At 62.1% G+C, this 20494-nt stretch carries 17 protein-coding genes; 2 read left to right on the forward strand and 15 right to left on the reverse strand.

Translation table 11 applies throughout. The annotated features are described in order from the left end of the window. Positions 1–242: 242 nt before the first annotated feature. The 7 genes from P3T40_RS28295 to P3T40_RS28325 all read right to left on the reverse strand — a co-directional run bounded on the left by P3T40_RS28295 (position 243) and on the right by P3T40_RS28325 (position 7776). Positions 243–1544 (reverse strand): dienelactone hydrolase family protein, encoded by a 1302-nt coding sequence (locus tag P3T40_RS28295; RefSeq protein ID WP_429271017.1) that lies wholly within the window; start codon positions 1542–1544, stop codon positions 243–245. 600 nt (positions 1545–2144) lie between these two features. Next, on the reverse strand, positions 2145–2597 hold the full coding sequence (locus P3T40_RS28300) for a YchJ family protein (RefSeq protein ID WP_429271018.1): 453 nt from the start codon (positions 2595–2597) through the stop codon (positions 2145–2147). A gap of 75 nt (positions 2598–2672) precedes the next feature. Next, positions 2673–3350: an SDR family oxidoreductase gene (locus tag P3T40_RS28305; RefSeq protein WP_429271019.1), complete on the reverse strand. Its 678-nt coding sequence runs from the start codon at positions 3348–3350 to the stop codon at positions 2673–2675. 99 nt (positions 3351–3449) lie between these two features. Beyond that, entirely contained in the window at positions 3450–4655 is a 1206-nt protein-coding gene (locus P3T40_RS28310) for an acetyl-CoA C-acetyltransferase (protein WP_429271020.1), read from the reverse strand. Continuing rightward, positions 4648–5424 (reverse strand): carbonate dehydratase, encoded by a 777-nt coding sequence (can, locus tag P3T40_RS28315; protein ID WP_429271021.1) that lies wholly within the window; start codon positions 5422–5424, stop codon positions 4648–4650. Before can ends, P3T40_RS28310 begins: the two co-directional genes overlap by 8 nt. 82 nt (positions 5425–5506) lie before the next feature. Beyond that, the gene (gene aceK / locus P3T40_RS28320; RefSeq protein ID WP_429271022.1) at positions 5507–7354 is read right to left on the reverse strand and encodes a bifunctional isocitrate dehydrogenase kinase/phosphatase; all 1848 of its coding nucleotides are present in this window, start codon (positions 7352–7354) and stop codon (positions 5507–5509) included. After that, entirely contained in the window at positions 7351–7776 is a 426-nt protein-coding gene (locus P3T40_RS28325; protein ID WP_429271023.1) for a MerR family transcriptional regulator, read from the reverse strand. Before P3T40_RS28325 ends, aceK begins: the two co-directional genes overlap by 4 nt. A gap of 146 nt (positions 7777–7922) precedes the next feature. Between P3T40_RS28325 and P3T40_RS28330 the strand changes: the two genes are divergently transcribed. Continuing rightward, positions 7923–8993: an MBL fold metallo-hydrolase gene (locus P3T40_RS28330; protein ID WP_429271024.1), complete on the forward strand. Its 1071-nt coding sequence runs from the start codon at positions 7923–7925 to the stop codon at positions 8991–8993. A 95-nt stretch (positions 8994–9088) separates the two neighbouring features. Here the strand turns inward: P3T40_RS28330 and P3T40_RS28335 are convergent, their stop codons facing one another. The 5 genes from P3T40_RS28335 to argS form a co-directional block, all read right to left on the reverse strand. Further along, positions 9089–10684 (reverse strand): ABC transporter substrate-binding protein, encoded by a 1596-nt coding sequence (locus tag P3T40_RS28335; protein WP_429271025.1) that lies wholly within the window; start codon positions 10682–10684, stop codon positions 9089–9091. 248 nt (positions 10685–10932) lie between these two features. Beyond that, a complete protein-coding gene (locus P3T40_RS28340) occupies positions 10933–11703 on the reverse strand; it encodes an SDR family oxidoreductase (protein ID WP_429271026.1) in 771 nt (256 codons plus the stop codon). A gap of 16 nt (positions 11704–11719) precedes the next feature. Further along, a complete protein-coding gene (locus tag P3T40_RS28345) occupies positions 11720–12358 on the reverse strand; it encodes a thiol:disulfide interchange protein DsbA/DsbL (protein ID WP_429271027.1) in 639 nt (212 codons plus the stop codon). A gap of 162 nt (positions 12359–12520) precedes the next feature. Continuing rightward, a complete protein-coding gene (locus P3T40_RS28350; protein WP_429271028.1) occupies positions 12521–13273 on the reverse strand; it encodes an SPOR domain-containing protein in 753 nt (250 codons plus the stop codon). A gap of 79 nt (positions 13274–13352) precedes the next feature. Continuing rightward, on the reverse strand, positions 13353–15143 hold the full coding sequence (gene argS, locus P3T40_RS28355; protein ID WP_429271029.1) for an arginine--tRNA ligase: 1791 nt from the start codon (positions 15141–15143) through the stop codon (positions 13353–13355). 385 nt (positions 15144–15528) lie between these two features. Between argS and P3T40_RS28360 the strand changes: the two genes are divergently transcribed. Beyond that, entirely contained in the window at positions 15529–15855 is a 327-nt protein-coding gene (locus P3T40_RS28360) for a DUF1840 domain-containing protein (RefSeq protein WP_429271030.1), read from the forward strand. A gap of 252 nt (positions 15856–16107) precedes the next feature. Here the strand turns inward: P3T40_RS28360 and P3T40_RS28365 are convergent, their stop codons facing one another. The 3 genes from P3T40_RS28365 to P3T40_RS28375 all read right to left on the reverse strand — a co-directional run bounded on the left by P3T40_RS28365 (position 16108) and on the right by P3T40_RS28375 (position 20346). Continuing rightward, positions 16108–16311 (reverse strand): acid-shock protein, encoded by a 204-nt coding sequence (locus tag P3T40_RS28365; RefSeq protein ID WP_429271031.1) that lies wholly within the window; start codon positions 16309–16311, stop codon positions 16108–16110. A gap of 186 nt (positions 16312–16497) precedes the next feature. Then, positions 16498–19224 (reverse strand): methionine synthase, encoded by a 2727-nt coding sequence (gene metH, locus P3T40_RS28370; protein ID WP_429271150.1) that lies wholly within the window; start codon positions 19222–19224, stop codon positions 16498–16500. A gap of 51 nt (positions 19225–19275) precedes the next feature. Next, on the reverse strand, positions 19276–20346 hold the full coding sequence (locus P3T40_RS28375) for a homocysteine S-methyltransferase family protein (protein ID WP_429271032.1): 1071 nt from the start codon (positions 20344–20346) through the stop codon (positions 19276–19278). Positions 20347–20494 lie beyond the last annotated feature (148 nt).

Below are 20494 nucleotides of genomic sequence, written 5' to 3' on the forward strand. Positions count from 1 at the left end.
CGGTCTATCTGAATCCGGAGCGAACCCGGGCCTCGGCCGAAATGTACAAACATGCAGCATAGCGGTTCACGCGACAACTACCTTGACACACACCGGCGGCAAAGAAAAGTAGGTGCCGCCCCGCACAGGGGCGAAGCTAACAGACCGATAGGACAGCAAGGAAAGGCCAACACCGCAGGGCAAACAACCAAAAACCAAGGCGCCGCAGGCAAAAAAAAGCCTGCGCAGCAAGAAGAAAAAGCTTACTCCCTACTAGCCAACGCCCGCTTATCATCCGCCTTCTCACCGGCAGAGCCACCAGCACCAGAAACCTCAGCACTAGCCGTCTGCGAAGACGAAGAAGCATCCTTCCAGACAACAGAATCATTCACCGCATACAGCCTGCAAGGATCGGAGCTCTGCTTCTGGCAATTAGCGACAGCAACAGACATCGGATCATCCCCACCTTCAGCCCAGGACCAGGCACCAGAATCAGAAACAGCAAAAGCCCGGCTAGGATACTGATGCAAGAAGTTCCGATACCCATTCCGCCCAGCTTCATCAACAAAAGGCACAGCAGTGACAGCGTCGAGAGCAGCAAATCCGCTAGCCTTAGGCGGCGCCGGATCCGCAACCTGATACTGAACACCAGTAGGCATCCCCACCCGTGCAAGAAACGCCTCGACAGCAGGCCACCAAACCCGCACGCCATCGCGATCGCCAACCAGCCGGTGCGCGTCATTCTTGTACGCGCCAAAATCCACCATCTTTGAATTCGCGCCATGCGCCGAATACGCGGCATACATGCTCGCGACCAGCGCCCCCGACCAGATCGAATCGTTATCGCCATACAGCCATAGCGACGGCACGCTCGTCTTCTCGCCATAAGCGCCGAACGCATGCGTGAGATTGTCCTGCCAGCCGGTGCAGGCGTCCTGTCGCAGTCCGCCTGAGAAATTGATCAGCGCCCGCACGCCCGGTGCAGCTTCGACGCCGTAAGCGATCGTTGCCAGGCCGCCGTGCGACGTCCCTGCCACCACAATGTGTTGCGCGTCGACATAAGACTGCTTCGACATGAACTCGACCGTCGCAGCCACGTCGCCCGCCTGGCCCAACCCATTACGCTCGACGTCGCACCCGTCCTGCTCGTAGGTGCCGCCCGATTGCGCGAAACCCTGGCGGTTCGGTGCGACCACCACATAGCCACGCCGCACGAATTCGCGCGCAAACGGCAGCGGGTCGCTGCGCGCCTGCATGCGCGGGTCGCCTGGCATCTTGCCGTGATTGAAAACGATCATCGGGAACGGTCCCGGACCGTCCGGCTTGTAAACCGTCGTTTCAAGCGTGATCGTGGCGCCAGCGTCCACCGGAACGCGGATGATCTGCTCGTTGAGACTGGCGCGGGGAAGGTAAGTGTCGTCGTCCAGTGCGATGCGGGGGACCTCGGCGCGCGTCAGGGGGCCACCCTGCGAATCGGCAAGCGGATCGGCGTGCGCGAACGACACGGCACATCCCGCCCATGTACATACCATCGCACCGATCGTCAAAAACTTTCTGCAACCCATTCGCAGCACCTACCTTGAAGTACGTCCTTAAAACCTGCATCGTCTGCCGTCTTTTCGTTCCGCTGACAATTGCCTTTCGGCAAGATTTGCGGCACAAAAAGACACTCGCATGCGTTGCGCGCTTAGCGCACACACGCGGATCGAGATCGCACGGGATGAACCCACCAGCTGGCCGACGCGACCCCACGCGCCGATGATGAGCGACACACGATGTCACATGAACCTGCCGCCGAAACGCGAAGTATCAAGAGCCGGCGTGGCTTCTGCCCATCTTTGCGGGGACGGTTTGGACCGCACCCTCACAACGTGTCGCTACAAAACCTACAGGGCGATCCTGGCACGACAATTTGTGTTTGTGCAATTGAGGAGAACCCGCGACAAAAAATTCGTAGTGCTCGACACGTGGCAGACGCGTTGAATCCCTGCGTGCACCTTGGAGAGCGGAGAGGGCGGGAGAAATGACCGAAAAGGCCAATGTGGTAGACAGCCAACACACGTCCCGGCGCCATTTTGAGGGGCATATGCGAACGTGCGATTACTGATGTGACAAACGTACGGAATCCTTTCATATCCTTACCGTACATCGTCGAGGCGGTGAATTTAGGTCTCGTTGACGTCGCCGTCGACGTAGCGCCAGCGGCCATCGTCGCCGCGGATGAAGCGGCTGAGTTCGTGCAGGCGGTGAGCGCGGCCAGCCACTTTATATCGTGCGATGAATTCGACTTCGGCGTGGGTTTCGTCTTGCGGAGCGAATGCCTTAATCTGCAATCCTAGCCAGCGGGGCGCATCGGGGGCATCCGGGTTGGCGTCGAGATCGGCCGGGCGCGTCTGCGGCGCCCACGTGGCGCGCAAATAGTCGCTCGCGCCGAGTACATACGCGCTATAGCGCGAGCGCATTAGTTCGAGCGCCGTGGGCGCGCTCTCGCCGCCGTCAATGTAACGGCCACAGCAAAGCGCGAAGCGGGGTGGTTTCGCGCCGCTGCGAAGGTTAGGTGCAGCGCCGCCGCAAGGGCATTCGAATGGTCGTTGCGTCGTCAACAATGAGTTGTTCATTGAATCTTCAGTTCAAACCGCGTGCGATGAGGATTTTGTGGCGTGCCGGATCAGTTACCGCCCCGCTTCGTTTCCTCACCAGTCGAGCGCTGTACCGTCGTATTGATAGAAGCGGCCGTTAAACGATTCGTGGGCGGCCGCCGCCTGGGCCAGCACCTGGCGCATGCCGTGCACGCTGCGCTCGGCATCGATCGCCGCCTCGGCGCCGCCCATATCGGTGCGTACCCAGCCCGGGTGCAGCGCGACGCAAGCCGCGCGCCGGGTCTGCAACGAGGCGATTTTCAGCGCGTCGTTTAGCGCCGCCTTGCTTACGCGATACAGCCAGCCGGTGGTGCCGGTCGCCTCGGTGATGCTGCCCATCTTGCTCGACAGCACCGCGAGCACGCCGTTGGCGTCTTCGACGAGCGGCAGCAGGATAGGCAACAGTTGCATCGGGCCGCGCACGTTGGTCACCATCACCTCGTCGAAGTCTTCGGCGGTGATGGTTTCGATGCCTTCCGTTCGCGGGCCGTAAATTCCCGCCACCAGAATCGCGGCATCGAGCCGTTCGCCATCGAGCTTCCAGCCGAGTGCGGCAATTTCCGTCTGTGAGGTGACGTCGAGCGAAAACGTCTCGGCGCCGAGTTCCTCGAGGGCCCCGAGCGCCGCCTCGTCGCGCGCCGTGGCGAGCACGCGCCAGCCGGCTTGTTTGTACTGGCGCGCAAACTCACGGCCGATGCCACGCGACGCACCTACGATCAACGCTGTTTTCATACGCTCACCTTATGATTCAAAGCACGCGTGTGCGGCATGCGCCTCACTCGCCCGTGGCAAACACCGCCAAACACGACGAGCAGGCGCACGCGTCACGCTTTACATCAGTTCAATCCCCATCGCGGTCGCTTCGCCGCCGCCGATGCACAGCGTCGCGACGCCGCGCTTCAATCCGCGATGCTTCAGCGCGCCGATCAGCGTCACCAGAATGCGTGCGCCCGATGCGCCGATCGGATGACCCAGCGCGCACGCGCCGCCGTTCACGTTGACCTTCTCGTGCGGCAGACGATGCTCTTTCATCGCCGCCATCGTGACCACGGCAAATGCTTCGTTCACCTCATACAAATCGACTTCGTCCGCGCGCCAGCCGTTCTTCTCGAACAGCTTGCGGATCGCACCGACCGGCGCGGTAGTAAATTTCGCCGGTTCCTGAGCGAAGGTCGAATGGCCGACCACGCATGCGAGCGGCGTCACGCCGAGTTGCTTCGCGGTCGATTCACGCATCATCACGAGCGCCGCCGCGCCGTCCGAAATCGACGACGAGTTCGCTGCGGTCACCGTGCCGGTTTTGCTGAAAGCGGGCTTGAGTGTGGCAATCTTTTCGAGGTTCGCCTTGAACGGTTGTTCGTCGCGCTCGACGGTCACGTCGCCCTTGCGGCTCTCCACCTTGACCGGGGTAATTTCCCACGCGAACGAACCGTCTTCGTTCGCCCGTTTGGCCCGCTTGAGCGACTCCACCGCGAAGGCGTCCTGCGCCTCACGGGTGAAGTCGAACGATGCCGCGCATTCTTCGGCGAAAGTGCCCATCAGACGGCCCTTTTCGTACGCGTCTTCGAGACCGTCGTAGAACATATGGTCAATCACCTGGCCGTGGCCCATGCGCATACCGCCGCGCGCCTTGGGCAGCAGGTACGGCGCGTTGGTCATGCTTTCCATGCCGCCGGCGACGATCACATCCACCGAGCCCGCGGCCAGCATGTCGTGCGCGAACATTGCCGCGCGCATGCCGGAGCCGCACATCTTGTTCACGGTCGTGCTGCCTGTTGAGAGCGGCAGACCTGCGCCGAGCGCTGCCTGGCGAGCGGGCGCCTGACCGAGGCCGGCAGGCAGCACGCAGCCCATCACCACTTCATCGATCTGCTCAGGCTTGAGGCCCGCGCGTTGCACTGCGGCCTCGATCGCGGTGGCGCCGAGTTGCGTGGCCGTCAGCGTGGCGAAATCGCCCTGAAACGCGGCCATCGGGGTACGGGCGACCGATACGATCACGATCGGATCGGCCTGGTTGTCACGCTTTGTCTCACTCATGTTTTAGCTCCTTGATTACACCTTCGACGACGGCCGGCACATCGCCGAGCCTGGCCGCATCGGCGGCGACCACGTCGTTGTCTGTCTTGTGCGCGCCGCTCGCCGAGACGGCAGCGACGCACCGCGTATACGTTTCATCGAGCACGCCCGGCTCGCCGATCATCATGCCCAGATTGCGCACCTTGCCGTCGTGCACGCCGTAGGCCCAGCCATGCACCGTCAGTTCCTGGCCGCGCGCCCACGCGTCGTTGACGATGGTCGTGCGGCACACGTTGACGACCTGTTCGATCGTGTTCAGCTCCACCAGACGGCGATGGCGCGCTTCACCCATCGGCCATTCCTCGAGCAGCGCCGCATGCTTGGTGCGCACGTCCTGCACGTGATGCAGCCAGTTATCCGCGAGCCCGACACGCCGGCCGTGCAGGGCCGCGGCGACGCCGGAACAGCCGTAGTGGCCGACCACCATGATGTGCTTGACCTTCAGCAGGTCGACCGCGAACTGGATCACCGACAGGCAGTTCAGGTCGGTGTGCACGACCACGTTCGCAATGTTCCTGTGCACGAACACTTCACCCGGCGGCAGACCGATGATCTGGTTGGCTGGCACGCGCGAATCCGAGCAGCCGATCCACAGGTATTCGGGCGTCTGCTGGTGGGCGAGCCGCGAAAAATACTCCGGATCCTCGGACAGTTTGCGAGCCACCCACTTGTCGTTATTGTCGAACAGATGGGCAAGCGGATTGGGCAGAGAAGAGGCGTTTGAGTTCATGGTGCGTCAGGTAGTTACTGGACCGATCGGTTGGTCGATGTCGTTATAGGAGGGGCGGACGGTGAACGGAAGCCATGATCGCTCACGCCGCGCGCACAGCAGCTTCGCGCGCTGCCGTGGTGTCGTTTGCATTGCCGGCTGCATTCGCATCGCCTGCAGAAGCGAAGCGCTCCGGGTAGCGGGTGCAAAAGCGCACGCTGCTGTCGTAGGGAAAGAAGTCCGGCAGTTCGCCTTTCAGTAAGTGATCCTTATGCCGTTGCCACAGCGCGGGATCGAAGAAGTCTGCGTGGTGCTGCATGAAGGCGCGGCGCACACGTGGGTCGCCGAGCAGGAAGGTGCCGTAAGTCTCCGGGAAAATGTCGTGCGGGCCGACCGAATACCACGGCTCGCCGGACATCTCGTCTTCCTCGTTGCGCGGAGGCGGCACGGCGCGCACGTTGCAATCGGTCAGGTATTCGATTTCATCGTAGTCATAGAACACGACGCGGCCATGACGTGTCACGCCGAAGTTCTTGTACAGCATGTCGCCGGGGAAGATGTTCGCCTGCATCAACTCCTTCACCGCGTCGCCGTATTCCTTGATGCCGCGGTCGACCTCCTCGTCGCTGCCGTTTTGCAGATAGAGGTTGAGTGGCACCATTCGCCGTTCGATGTACAGATGACGGATCACCAGGTTATCGCCCTCGTATTCGATCATCGACGGCACCTCTTTTTCGAGTTCGCGCAACAGCGCTTCGTCGAGCCGCGCGAGCGGCAGCGCCACGCTCGAATATTCAAGCGTGTCGGCCATACGCCCCAGACGGTCGTGCCGTTTAACGAGCTGATATTTGCTCTGGATCAGCGCGCGTGTGGTTTCTTTCGGCGGCGGAAAGTTGTCCTTAATCAGCTTGAAAACGTACGGAAACGACGGCAACGTGAACACCAGCATCACGAGCCCCTTGATGCCGGGCGCGATGATGAACGGATCGCTCGAATGCGACAGGTGGTGCAGCAGATCGCGATAGAACAGATTCTTGCCCTGCTTCTGCAGGCCGACCGAGGTATAGATTTCCGCCTTCGGTTTGCCCGGCATGATCGTGCCGAGAAACTCGACGTAGGCGGAGGGTACTTCCATGTCCACCAGAAAATACGAGTGCGAGAAGCTGAAGATGATCAGCAACTGGTCGCGCTTGAGCAGCACGGTATCAAGCGCCAGCAGGCCGGGCTTTACGTGATGCAGCGGCACCGCGAACGGCAGCAGAGAATCGCCGTTGATGATGCGGCCGACGATGTACGCCGATTTGTTCCGATAAAACAGTGACGACAGCACGTGAATCTGGAAGTTGGCCGCTTCAATAAAAGTGCCGAACGCGTCTTCTATGGCTTGCATCACGCAGCCGACATCGCGCTGCAGGTCTTCAAACTGCGGCTCGAGCTGGAAGTTCGTGACGATGCGCTCCAGCGTCGCGGCGAGCCCCTCCTTGCCGGGGTAATACGCGCGATAGGTCGGCTTGGCAGCGGGCTCGTCGTTCTCGATGTATTCGGTCGAGATGGCGGGCCGCACGAAAATGAAGTCGTTGTTGAAATACGAGCGGTGCAGGATCTTGCAGCACACCGAATTGAAGAACGTCTCCGCGCACTCGGGCTGCCGGTGCGTGGTCAGGAGGCCGATGTAGTGCAGCTTGATCTGCTGCCAGACTTCGTCGTCGATGTTCTCCGCGTCGTATTCGTCTTCGAGCAGCTCGACGCATTCCTCGACCCGTTCGTCATACGAAGTAATGCGCTCACGCGCCAGACGCTGCAGGGCATGCCAGTCGCCGGCTTCGAATAGCGCCTTCGCGCGGATCGCGGCGTCGCGGAAGATCCGGTAATGCCGATCGAAGCCTTCGAGCATCGTCTGCGCGACGTCGAAGCCGATTTGCGACGATAGCAGTTTAGGAAAGTGATTCATGTCGAGCGTGCATCGGACACCAAACCATGCGGCTCGCGTGCACCGCTTTCGAGCAGTGCGCGCGCCTGAGCTTCGTATTGCGCGAGGTCTTCGAGCGTGGCGTTCAGGTCTTCGAGCTGACGCTCCAGCACTTCGCGATGCCGGGTCACCGTGTCGAGAAAGGCGTGCAATTGCGGCACGGTATCGGTCGGTGATTCGTACAGGTCGAGCAGGTCGCGGATCTCCGACAGCGTGAAGCCGAGTCGTTTGCCGCGCAGCGTCAGCTTCAGGCGCGTGCGGTCACGGCCCGAATAGACGCGCCGCAGGCCGCTCGAACCTTCCCGGCTCGGTGAGAGTAAACCCTGGTCTTCGTAGAAACGGATCGCTCGCGGTGTGACGTCGAATTCACGCGCGAGCTCGGTGATGGTGTATTGCGTGTTCATTGGGACGTCCCGCGGCCGGGCAGAAAAACGGATTGGACGATAGAATCGACGTTTACGTTATCGTCAACTTGAGTAAAGCGCAACCATGGCGCGCGGCAGCGAAGTGACGGCTATTGCCGCGCGGCCGGCGGAGGAAGACACCCACAATGAATGCTCTCGAACACCAACTCGACTATCCGTTCAAGGACACCCTGCCGGAACCCGGCCATGCGTTCGAAGTCACGCCGGGCGTGTTCTGGCTGCGCATGCCGCTGCCGTTCGCGCTCGACCATATCAACCTGTGGTTGCTGCGCGACGAGATCGACGGCCAGCAAGGCTGGACGGTTGTTGATTGCGGGATTACCTCGGACACGATCAAGGCGAACTGGGAGCGGGTGTTCGATACGGTGCTAGACGGCTTGCCGGTGCTGCGCGTGATCGTTACGCATTGCCATCCCGATCACATTGGCCTCGCGCACTGGATCTGCGCGGGTGGCGACAAGCAGCGCTGGGACGTGCGTTTGTGGATGACGCTCGGCGAGTACATGCAGGCTCGGGTGATGGCGGCGGGCGACGGCTCGAACGCAGGCGGCGCGGGCGCAGCGCGTCACTTCGCGCGGCATGGCCTGGCCGACGAGGCGTCGCTCGATAAGCTACGCAATCGCACCAGCTACTACTCGAATCTGGTGCCGACGGTGCCGGGGCAGTATCGGCGCATGCGCGAAGGGCAAGCCATTGCGATTGGCGGCAAGACCTGGCGGGTCGTGACCGGTTACGGCCATTCGCCGGAACACTGCGCGCTGCATAACGAGGCGGATGACGTACTGATCTCGGGCGACATGGTGCTGCCGCGTATCTCCACCAACGTCTCGGTGTTCGATATGGAGCCCGAGGGCAGCCCGCTCGCGCTGTATCTGGAATCGCTCGGCCGTTACGAGACGATGGCCGAGGACACGCTGGTACTTCCGTCGCACGGCAAGCCGTTTCGCGGCGTGCGCACGCGGATTACGCAGTTGCGCGAGCATCACGATGCGCGGCTCGCCGAAGTGCGCGAAGCCTGTGCGGAAAAGCCGCGCAGTGCCGCGGATATCGTGCCGCTGATGTTCAAGCGGCAGCTCGATATCCATCAGATGACGTTTGCCATGGGTGAGGCACTCGCGCACTTGCATTTGCTTTGGCTTGCGGGCGAGCTGAAGCGCACGGAGGATGCTGACGGGGTGATCCGGTTTGCGCCGTAGGGCGTTTGCATTTCGAATTCGCCAAGAATAAAACAGGCCCGGTGCAATGCAACCGGGCCTGTTGGTTTTTGCCTTCGGCAAACGGCATTGCGCTATTACTGCACCACCACCGTCGTAAAGTTCTGCCGTCCGAACGGACTCACGTGATAGCCGCTCACGTTCGAACGTGTGATGGCCGCGGCGGTCGGATAACCGAGCGGAATCCACAGCGCCTGATCGTGAATGATCTGCTGCGCCGCTTCATACGCCTTGGCGCGTTTCGCCTGATCCGGTGTGGCTTTACCGTCGGCAATCAGCTTGTCGAGGTCCGCATCGCAGAAGCGCGCGAAATTGATGCCGGACTTCACCGCGTTGCAGCTAAAGAGCGGCGTCAGATAGTTATCCGGATCGCCGTTGTCCCCGGCCCAGCCCATGAACAGCGAATCGTGCTGGCCCAGCTTGGCCTCTTTGATTAGCTCGCCCCATTCGATCACCTTCACGTCTGCCTTCACGCCGATCTTCGCAAAGTCGGCCTGCAGCAGTTCGGCGCCGGCTTTCGGATTCGGGTTGAGCACGCTACCCGCCGGACGCACCCAGATGGTCGTCGAGAAGCCGTTCGGAAAGCCCGCTGTGGCGAGCAGGTTCTTCGCCTTCACCGGATCGTACGGCCACGGCTTGACCGACTTGTTGTAGCTCCACGTGTTCGGCGGATACGGATTCACAGCCGCCGTTGCCGTGTTGTCGAACACGGTCTTCAGATACGTCGTGCGGTCGAACGCCATGTTCAGCGCGGCGCGCACCTTCTGGTTGTCGAGCGGTTTCTTGTCCGTGTTCAGCGCGACGAAGGCGGTCATGAACGCGGGCGTCTGGACAACGGTGAGCGACTTGTCGGTCTTTGCGTCGGTCACGTCCTGCGGCTTCGGCGACAGGGCGATCTGACATTCGCCGGCCTTGACCTTCTGTGCCCGCACGGTCGCGTCCGGGGTGATCGCGTAGATCAGGCGGTCGATCTTCGGCTTGGGACCCCAGTACGAAGGATTCACGTCATAGCGAATCACGGCGTCCTTCGTGTAGCTCTTCAGCACGAACGGACCGGTGCCGATCGGCTTGGCATTCAGGTCGACCTGTTTGCCCGCCTTGAGCAACTGATCGGCGTATTCGGACGAGTAGATCGAGGCGAAGCCCATCGTCAGGATCGAGATGAACGTTGCATCCGGCTGGTTCAGTTCGAACTTGACCGTGTTCTCGTCGACCTTCGAGACCGATTTGATCAGCTTCGGCAGACCCATCGATTGAGCGTGCGGGAAACCGCTCGCGCCCGTCACCTTGTGCCACGGGTTGCTGTCGTCGAGCATCCGGCTGAAGGTGAAGACGACGTCGTCGGCGTTCAGCGCATGGGTGGGTTTGAAGTAGTCAGTGGTCTGGAACTGCACGTTGGGGCGCAGATGGAACGTGTAGGTGAGACCGTCGGGGCTCACGTCCCAGCTCTGGGCGAGTGCCGGTACGACCTTCTTCGCAGCCTCGTCGTACGAGACCAGCGAGTTGAAAATCACGTCCGCCGACGCATTGGTCGTGACGAGCGAGTTGAACTGGACCACATCGAAGCCGTCCGGGCTCGATTCCGTGCAGACGGTCAGCGGTTTGGCCAGTGCGAGCGCAGGCGCTGCGGCGAGTAGAGCGGCAATTACGGCGACGGGCAGTTTAATGCGCATAGGATCTCCCATAACAAGCGCGGTCACGCAAACGGCCCGCGCGGACCACCGACTTTATTGTGATACGTTTTCAGGGCTGGCGCAGGCCGTGCCTGCGCCAGCCCGCCAGGGCGAAAGCTTATCGAAGGGTGGTTGTGCCGACAACAAACCAATCGGCATATCCATATGGACGCAGCTTGGCGCCGCCGATGCTCTTGATGCTCTCAATGTGCTAAAGCCATGGAAGCATACCGCGACAGATAGTCGGCCTAGTCGGCGGCGCGCGGCTTGCGTGGGGCCTTTTCGAAGGCGCGGTCGTAGAGCCAGCGCGGCAGCACGTGCAATAGCGCTGCGACGACGCGCATCTGCCACGTATAGACCGCAAACGAGGTGTTGCGCTCAACCGCGTCGGCAACCTTTGCGGCAAAGCGGTCGGCATCCATCAGAAACGGCATGCGATACGGATTATGCGCGGTCATCGCTGTGCGGACATAGCCGGGGGCGATCGTGACCACGTTGACTCCCTTGGGCCGCATCTCGACGCGCAGCGCCTCGAGATACTTGAACGCCGCAGCCTTCGAAGCGCTGTACGCGCCCGAACCCGGCAATCCGCGTACACCGGCCACGCTCGCTACGCCGACTAACGCGCCTTTGCCCGCCACCATCATGGCAGCGGCGAACGGTTCGAACGTGGCGACCATGCCGAAATAATTGACGTCCATGACTTCGCGGAAGGCCCGCAGGTCGCCTTGTCCGGTGACGGCGCCACGGCTGATGCCGGCATTGGCGATCACGATGTCGGGGCAGCCGTATTGTTCGATGAACTGCGCGGCCGCGGCAGCGAGCGCATCGGCGTCACGTACGTCGACGGGGTAGATCGAGATGGAATGCTGGGGATGGGACTGCTGGAAGCTCGCGAGTGCGTCGCCGCGACGGGCAACGAGGCCGAGAATCGCGCCGCGCCGCGCATATTCGGCGGCGAGCGCGAGGCCAATGCCACTGGATGCGCCGGTGATGAAAACCTTCATGGCTCTGCTCATACCGGCGCCCCAGGTCTTACATCTTCTTCGCGCGAATCTGGGCGACGAGGTAGTCGAGCACCTGGATCGTGCCCGGCAGGCTGTTCGTCGCAGCCGGACCCGTTTCATACTTGCCTTGCACAGCCAGCGTTGGCACGCCGTCGATCTTGTAGTCGTCCAGCAGCTTCTTGTCACGCTGGATCTCGCTTTGCGTCGAGAACGAGTTGTACGCGTCCATGTACTTCTTCGGATCGACACCGTTCTTGGAGAGGAACTTGACCTGATCTTCCGGCGTCAACAGATAGTCCTTGTTGACGTGGATTTCGTTGAAGACCTTCGGCGTGAGCTGCTGCGCGAGGCCCATCGCGTCGAGCGCATGGTACATCTTCGAATGCGGGATGAAGTCGTCGCGGAACGCCACCGGCACGCGCTTGAACACAACGTCCGGGCCTTGCTTCTTGACCCATGCTTCGAGGTACGGGTTGAATTCGTTGCAATGCGGGCAGCCGTACCAGAAAAATTCGGTGACTTCGATCTTGCCTGCGGGCACGTCGACCGGTTGCGCCGGCGACAGGACGGTGTAGTCCTTGCCCGCGACGGGTGCCGCCGGCGATGCCTCTACGGCCGCGCTGACGAGGCCGAGTGAAAGGAAGAGAATGCTCAGCAGTTTTTTCATGTCTTGTTGACCCAATTAGGCGGAGTAACGGTGGTGCGGGTGTGGCGCGGCGGTGCGGTGAAACGCATGGCTGTCACCGTTACGAGAGTTTGGCGGCAGGCCTCTGCCGTGCTTGTGACTCGCGCCGCACGCTGAGGTTCAGCGGCGGCGCATGACAGAACATTACTGCTTGGTGAAGCGGATGACGGCGGTGTCGACCCCGGCGTCGGACAGGCGCTGGCGGGCCGAATTCATGTCGTCGAACTTCGAGAACGGCCCGATGCGCACGCGATAGTACGTCACACCACCGGCATCGCGCTGGGTAACCTTCGATTCGAAGCCCTGGAAGGCGAGGCGTGCACGCTGCTGCTCGGCGTCCGCCGACGTCTTATAGGCGCCAACCTGCAGGAAATAGCCGCTGTTCGCATCGAGAGCGGAAGGCGCTGCGCCGGAGCCGGGCTTGGCGGCATTCGACGCGGGGGCCGCGGCGGTGCTGGTCGGCGCGCTGGTAGCCTGCTGAGGCTTCTTCACCTGAGCGGACTCGCCGTTATCCTGAGCAGGCTTCGGTGCCACCGCGACGCCATTCGCGTTGGCCGAACTGGCCGGCGGCACTTCGACAATCTCCGGTTCCTGCAGCATGCCCGGCGCTTGGGGCTGCGGCGCCGTGTTCGGCGGCGCCGGCTGGGCAGCCTGCGGCACCGGCTGGCCAGGCGTCTTGCCTTGCAGTGGACGGTTCGGATCGTATTGCGCTTCGCTCGCGCTGGTGTCGGACGCCGCGGGCGGCGCCACCTTGGCGACAAACGGCGTAGGCGCCCGGGTGATATACAGCGCCACCACTACCGCGATTGCCAGGCCGACAATCAGGCCCAGTACGATGCCGAGAAAAGTACCCCCGGTTTGCTTCGACTGCTTTGTTGTGCGGCGTGGTTTTGCCATCGTATAAATCACCTGCAAAAAGAATCCTGGAACGGCCGTCGATTATAACGACGGCCGAGTGCATGTCGTGCCGGAGGACTTACATCTTTTCGGGAGCAGAGACGCCGATCATCGCAAGGCCGTTTGCCAGCACCTGGCGCGTGGCGGCGAGCAGCGCGACACGCGCGTTGCGCGCCGCTTCGTCGTCGACCAGGACGCGTTCGGCCTTGTCATTGTAGAACGAGTGGAATTCGCCCGCGAGGTCGCGCAGATAGAACGCGACCGCATGCGGCGCGAGTTCGTCGGCGGCGTGTTCCAGCATGTCGGGGAATTCCGCGAGCTTCTGCAGCAGCGCCATGGCGCGTTCGCTGGTGAGCAGCGACACGTCCACCGTCGGCAGGATCGCCTCGTCGGTGTTGTAGCGCGTCTTCGCTTCGCTGATGACCGAGCAGATCCGCGCGTGGGCGTACTGCACGTAGTGCACCGGATTCTCGTCGTTCTGCTTGAGCGCCAGGTCAATGTCGAAAACGAATTCTGTATCGGCCTTGCGCGAGATCAGGAAAAACCGCACGGCGTCGCGGCCGCGGCGAATCGTCGCTTCGTCGAGCAGATCGGGCGAGGTCTCCGAGCCCGGCGTTGCACCACCCGACCATTCGATCAGGTCGCGCACGGTCACATAGCTGCCCGCCCGCTTTGAAATCTTCACTTCCTGACCATCGCGCATTACCGTAACCATCTTGTGCAGGATGTAGTCGGGATAGCCCTTCGGAATGCCGATGCCCAGACCCTGCAGACCGGCGCGCACCCGCGCGATAGTGCCGTGGTGGTCCGAGCCCTGCACATTGATGACCTTGGTGAAGCCGCGCTCCCACTTGGCGACGTGGTACGCAACGTCCGGCACGAAGTACGTATAGGTGCCGTCGGTCTTGCGCATCACGCGGTCTTTGTCGTCGCCGTCGTCCGTGGTGCGCAGCCACAGCGCGCCTTCCTGCTCGTAGGTCTTGCCGGCGGCGATCAGCGCCGCAACCGTCTTCTCGACGCGGCCTTCCGAGTACAGCGAGGATTCGAGGTAGTACTGGTCGAACTTCACGCCGAACGCCTGCAAGTCCATGTCCTGCTCGTGGCGCAGATACGCGACGGCGAAGCGGCGGATGGCGTCGAGGTTGTCGACGTCGCCTTCGCCCTTGACCGCCTCGACGTCTCTCGCCCCGACCGTTTCACCGTTCATGTAGTCGCGCGCGATGTCCGCAATGTAGTCGCCGTTGTAGGCCGATTCCGGCCAGCCGGCGTCGCCCGGCTTCAGTCCGCGGGCGCGCGCCTGGGTGGAGACGGCGAGGGTGTGGATCTGCACGCCCGCGTCGTTGTAGTAGAACTCGCGATGCACGTCGTAGCCCTGCGAAGCCAGCACGTTCGAGAGCGCGTCGCCCAACGCTGCCTGGCGGCCGTGGCCGACGTGCAGCGGCCCGGTCGGGTTGGCCGAAACGAATTCGACCAGCACATGCTTGCCGGCATCGCGCTGCGAGCGGCCGAAGGCTTCCTTTTCCGCGAACACGGTGCCGATCACCGCCTGCTTGGCAGCGGGCGAGAGGCGCAGGTTGATGAAGCCGGGGCCGGCCACTTCGGCGCTCTGCACGAGGTCTTGGGCCTGTGGATGCGCGAGCACCGCATCGACGATCTGTTGGGCGAGCTGGCGAGGATTGGCGCGCAGCGGCTTAGCCAGCTGCATCGCGACGTTACAGGCAACATCGCCGTGCGCGGCGACTTTCGGGCGTTCCAGCGTGATGGTGGGGGTGACGAAGGCGGCTTCGGTTGCGCCTTGGGTCGCCTCGGCGACCTGCTTCACGGTGTCGGCGAGCAGTGATTCGAGAGTGTGTTTATGTGCGGGCAGCATGCTTGTTGCGAGTCCAGTGAGGCAGTGCGGTGAAACGGGAGCGGCCGCGCGAGGCGCGAAGCCAGTCCGTCAAAGGCTTGGAAAGCGTGCGCGTTGCCGTGTGGGCGGCGCCAGTGGTAGCGCGGCAGCGGCATGGCCACGTCAGCGCCGGCCGGGCCGTGAGGCGGGGGCAGACCAGCACCGATCGGCCGTGCGAGCCACTGTCCTGCACAGTGCGGCGCGCTTTTCCGTCAGAACGGATTTTAGCAGGTGCTAATATGTCCAATGAGATGCCCACCAAGGGCCGTGGCCGCCGCTCTGTGCCGGCGTGCCAACGAAACGCGCGCAGACGGTCGTCCCACGGCCATCGGCGCGTAAATCCAACAAGATGAAAAAGGGAACAGTCATGCTGATTACTTTCAAATGCCGCGCCGCTCCGGATGTGGTGATGCTGGAAAACCTGGCGCAGTATCTGGTCGGCATCGTCGGCAAACGTCTCGGTGAGCGTGGAGTCATCATGCACGACGAACTGCCCGAAGCGATCACCAAACTGGAATCGGCGATCAGTTCGGACAAGCAGGAGCGTGCCGAGCACGACGGGCATTTCCACGAGGGCGAAGACGGCCACGAACACCACGAGATTCCGATCGGCCTCGCGCAACGCGCGTTTCCGTTCCTCGACATGCTGCGCGAGGCGCAAAAGGAAAACGCGGACATCATGTGGGGCGTCTGAACGAGCGCCTGCGCCGCCGCGTCTGACCGGCGCTCCGAGGGCGGTCGTGCGCGGCGCTTGGTCGTGACGCGCGGCGGAACGTCCCCTTGCGAATCGAGAAAGACCAAAGAGAAGAGCCCGCTTCGAGCGGGCTCTTCTCTTTTATGCGGCTGCATAAGCCGGGTATCGTGCCGATCCCAGTGCGAACCAGGGGACCAACGGTGGGCGACGACCGGCTGTGGCCAACCGCCCAAACCCTCGAGCCGGCGTGGCTTACTGGCTGGCGGCGGCCGGAGCGGCCGGGGCAGAAGCACCCTTCTTCACCTTCGCCTTCCTGGGCTTCTTGACGTGCTTCTGGGTCGGCGGCGAGTAGGAACTGACCGAGCTACTGGCGACCGGAGCCGCCGTCTGGGCGAAGGCGGCCGAAGTACCGACTGCAAGCGAAAGACCAGCCAAAATGAACGTCAGCTTTTTCATGCGAGATTCTCCGTGACGGTTGCAAGTAGTTGAGCCGACGCGTTTTCTGGCCGCGTCTGGCAGGTAAAGCGCTTGCAGTCTACAAAGCCGAAAACCCGCTTGCTGGAAATATTCAGCCTTACGTTCCCGATATAGTAGGGGCGGGCTTGCACCTTGTTTGGGCGCCAAGCCGCCTCAAGCCGCCGCTTACAGCAGCGGCGCCAGCGCCCGTTCTGCGTCCTGCTTCGACAGCGCCATGCGCTGCGCGTAGTCTTCCAACTGGTCCTGACCGATCTTGCCGACCGAGAAATAGGTGCTGTCCGGGTGCGCCAGATAGAAACCGGAGACGCTGGCCGCCGGCAGCATGGCGAGCGATTCCGTCACGCTCATGCCGATCTCGGTTGCATGGAGCACATCAAACATATCTTGCTTCACGAGGTGGTCCGGGCAGGCCGGGTAGCCAGGCGCCGGACGGATGCCGCGGTACTTTTCGCCGATCAGGTCGTCGTTGGAGAGCGTTTCGGCGCTGGCGTAGCCCCACAGGTCACGCCTTACGCGGGCATGCAGCGCTTCGGCGAAGGCTTCCGCGAAGCGGTCGGCCAAAGCCTTCAGCATGATCGCGCTGTAGTCGTCGTGATCCTTTTCGAACTGCTTTTCCTTTACGTCGACGCCAAGACCCGCCGTCACTGCAAACATGCCGATGTAGTCGGCCACGCCCGAATCCTTCGGTGCGATGAAGTCGGCAAGCGAGCGGTTCGGCCGCATCACGCCGTCCACTACCGGCCGCACGCTTTGCTGACGCAGGTTGCGCCAGGTGAGCGCGACTTCCGAGCGCGATTCGTCGGTGTAGATTTCGATGTCGTCGTCGTTGACGGTGTTGGCCGGCAACATCGCGATCACGCCGTTGGCCTGCAGCCAGCGGCCCTGGATCAGGCGCGCGAGCATCGACTTGCCATCCGAGAACACGCGCCGCGCCGATTCGCCCACGATCTCGTCATTGAGAATGGCCGGGTAGGGGCCGGCCAGATCCCAGGTCTGGAAGAACGGACCCCAGTCGATGTAGTTCGCCAGTTCGCTCAGGTCGAAGTTCTTGAAGACGCGGCGACCGATGAACTTCGGCTTGACCGGCTGATAGTTCGCCCAGTCGATCCTGGTCTTATTGGCACGCGCTTCTGCGAGCGTGACCATCGGCAGCGCTTTCTTGTTGGCGTGCTGATCGCGAATGCGGTCGTAGTCGGACTTCAGGTCGTCCAGGTACTTCGCGGCGCCTTCGTCGGAGAGCAGGCTCGACGCCACCGATACCGAGCGCGACGCATCCGGCACGTACACCACCGGCCCTTCGTAGTGTGGCGCGATCTTCACGGCGGTGTGCACGCGCGAGGTAGTCGCGCCGCCGATCAGGAGCGGAATCTTCTTGATGCGGAAGTAATCGTCGCGTTGCATTTCCGAGGCGACGTAGGCCATTTCCTCTAGGCTCGGCGTGATCAGGCCGGACAGCCCGATGATGTCCGCGCCTTCGACCTTCGCCTTGGCGAGAATGTCGTTGCACGGGACCATCACGCCCATGTTGACCACTTCGAAGTTATTGCACTGAAGCACCACGGAGACGATGTTCTTGCCGATGTCGTGCACGTCGCCCTTCACCGTCGCGATGACGATCTTGCCCTTGGCACGCACGTCGGCCCCGGCTTCGGCCATCAGCTTCTTTTCCTCTTCGATGTACGGGATCAGATGCGCGACGGCCTGCTTCATCACGCGCGCCGACTTCACCACCTGCGGCAGGAACATCTTGCCCTGACCGAACAGGTCACCGACGATGTTCATGCCGTCCATCAACGGGCCTTCGATCACGTTGATCGGGCGCCCGCCGGCAGCGGCGATTTTCGCGCGCACTTCTTCGGTGTCTTCAACGATGAAATTGGTGATGCCGTGCACCAGCGCATGTGACAGACGCTTCTCGACCGGCTGATTACGCCACTCGAGATTTTCTTCCTTCTTCGCTGCACCGGTCTTGAACTTGTCGGCGATCTCGAGCAGCCGGTCGGTGCCGTCATCGCGGCGATTGAGGACCACGTCTTCAACGCGCTCGCGCAGTTCGGGATCGAGGTCGGCATACACGCCGAGCTGTCCGGCGTTGACGATGCCCATGTCCATCCCCGCCTGGATGGCGTGATAGAGGAACACGGTGTGGATCGCTTCGCGTACCGGATCGTTGCCGCGGAACGAGAACGACACGTTCGACACGCCGCCGCTCACTTTTGCGTAGGGCAGGTTTTCCTTGATCCAGCGCGTGGCGTTGATGAAGTCGACGGCGTAGTTGTTGTGCTCTTCGATGCCGGTGGCGACCGCGAAGATGTTCGGGTCGAAGATGATGTCTTCGGGCGGGAAGCCGACGTCATTGACGAGGAAGTCATACGAGCGCTTGCAGATCTCGGTCTTGCGCTGGTACGTATCGGCCTGGCCTTTTTCGTCGAAGGCCATCACGACGGCAGCCGCGCCGTAACGGCGGATCAGGTTGGCGTGATGACGGAAGGCTTCTTCGCCTTCCTTCAGCGAGATCGAGTTGACGATCGCCTTGCCTTGCACACACTTCAGACCCGCTTCGATCACTTCCCACTTCGATGAGTCGATCATGATCGGCACGCGCGCGATGTCCGGCTCCGAGGCGATCAGATTCATGAAGCGGACCATGGCCGCTTTCGAATCGAGCATGGCCTCGTCCATGTTGACGTCGATGACCTGTGCACCGTTTTCGACCTGCTGCCGCGCGACCGCGATTGCGTCGTCGAACTGGTCGTTCAGGATCATTCGTGCGAACGCCTTCGAGCCGGTCACGTTGGTTCGTTCACCGACGTTGATGAAGAGCGTCCCGGACGTGACGTTGAACGGCTCGAGGCCGGAAAGGCGCATGGTGTGATCGGTCATGGCGTGTATGCGGTTCGGTTGCGTGCGTCTTTTACTTTAACGGGGCGGCGACAGTCAAACTCAAGCGGCGTCGCGGTACTGGTTCGGCCATTTGCGCGGCTTGACTTCGGCGAGCGCTTTGGCAATCGCCGCAATATGCTCAGGCGTCGTACCACAGCACCCACCCGCGATATTCACAAGCCCGGCCTGGGCAAACTCCTTCAGGAGCCCCGACGTATCCGCCGGCAATTCATCAAACCCCGTGTCGCTCATCGGATTGGGCAAGCCCGCGTTCGGATAGCACGAGACGTACGTATCACACAGCTTCGCCAGCTCCGCGATATACGGGCGCATCAGCGCCGCACCGAGCGCGCAGTTCAAACCGAAGGTGAGCGGCTTCGCATGACGCAGCGAGTTCCAGAACGCCTCGACTGTTTGCCCAGAGAGGATGCGGCCCGATGCATCGGTGACGGTGCCGGAAATCATGATCGGTAAACGCTCGCCGGTGTCCTCGAACAACTCGTCGAGCGCAAACAACGCAGCCTTCGCATTGAGCGTGTCGAAAATCGTTTCGACGAGAAACAGGTCCGAGCCGCCCTCGAGCAATGCCTTGGCCTGCTCGTAGTACGCAGTGCGCAGTTCGTCGAAGGTCACGTTGCGTGCGCCTGGATCGTTCACGTCAGGCGAGATGCTGGCCGTCTTCGGCGTCGGTCCGATCGCGCCCGCGACGAAGCGCGGCTTGTCCGGGGTCGAGTACTTGTCGCAGGCCGCGCGCGCCAGCTTCGCCGATTCGAGGTTCATCTCGATCGCGAGGCTTTCCATACCGTAGTCGGCCTGCGCAACAGTCGTCGCGCCGAAGGTGTTGGTTTCGATGATGTCGGCGCCCGCCGCCAGATACTGCTCGTGGATCTCGCTGATGATCTGCGGTTGCGTGATCGACAGCAGTTCGTTGTTGCCTTTGATGTCGCGGCCATAGTCCTTGAAGCGCTCGCCGCGATAGCGGGCTTCGTCGAGCTTGTAGCGCTGGATCATCGTGCCCATCGCCCCATCCAGAATCAGGATGCGCGATTGCAGAAGCGCGGGCAGCGCCGCGCCGCGCGTATAGGCTGCGGCGGGGCGGGCTGGACTGACGGTGGGGGCTGGCTGGTTCATGGCAGAAGTGGGCTTGCGCCAGTTTTTTCAGGAAACCTGTCATTGTATCCGCTGCGCAACGGCCTCGCCGGCCGCGAGCGCGCGGTGATAGGGACTCTACGAGCTCGGGTTACGAGCGGCACGCGTGACAGGCGGTAAAAGATGCCGT

The sequence above is a fragment of the Paraburkholderia sp. EB58 genome (assembly GCF_050436665.1).
In the GTDB taxonomy this organism is placed as follows: domain Bacteria; phylum Pseudomonadota; class Gammaproteobacteria; order Burkholderiales; family Burkholderiaceae; genus Paraburkholderia.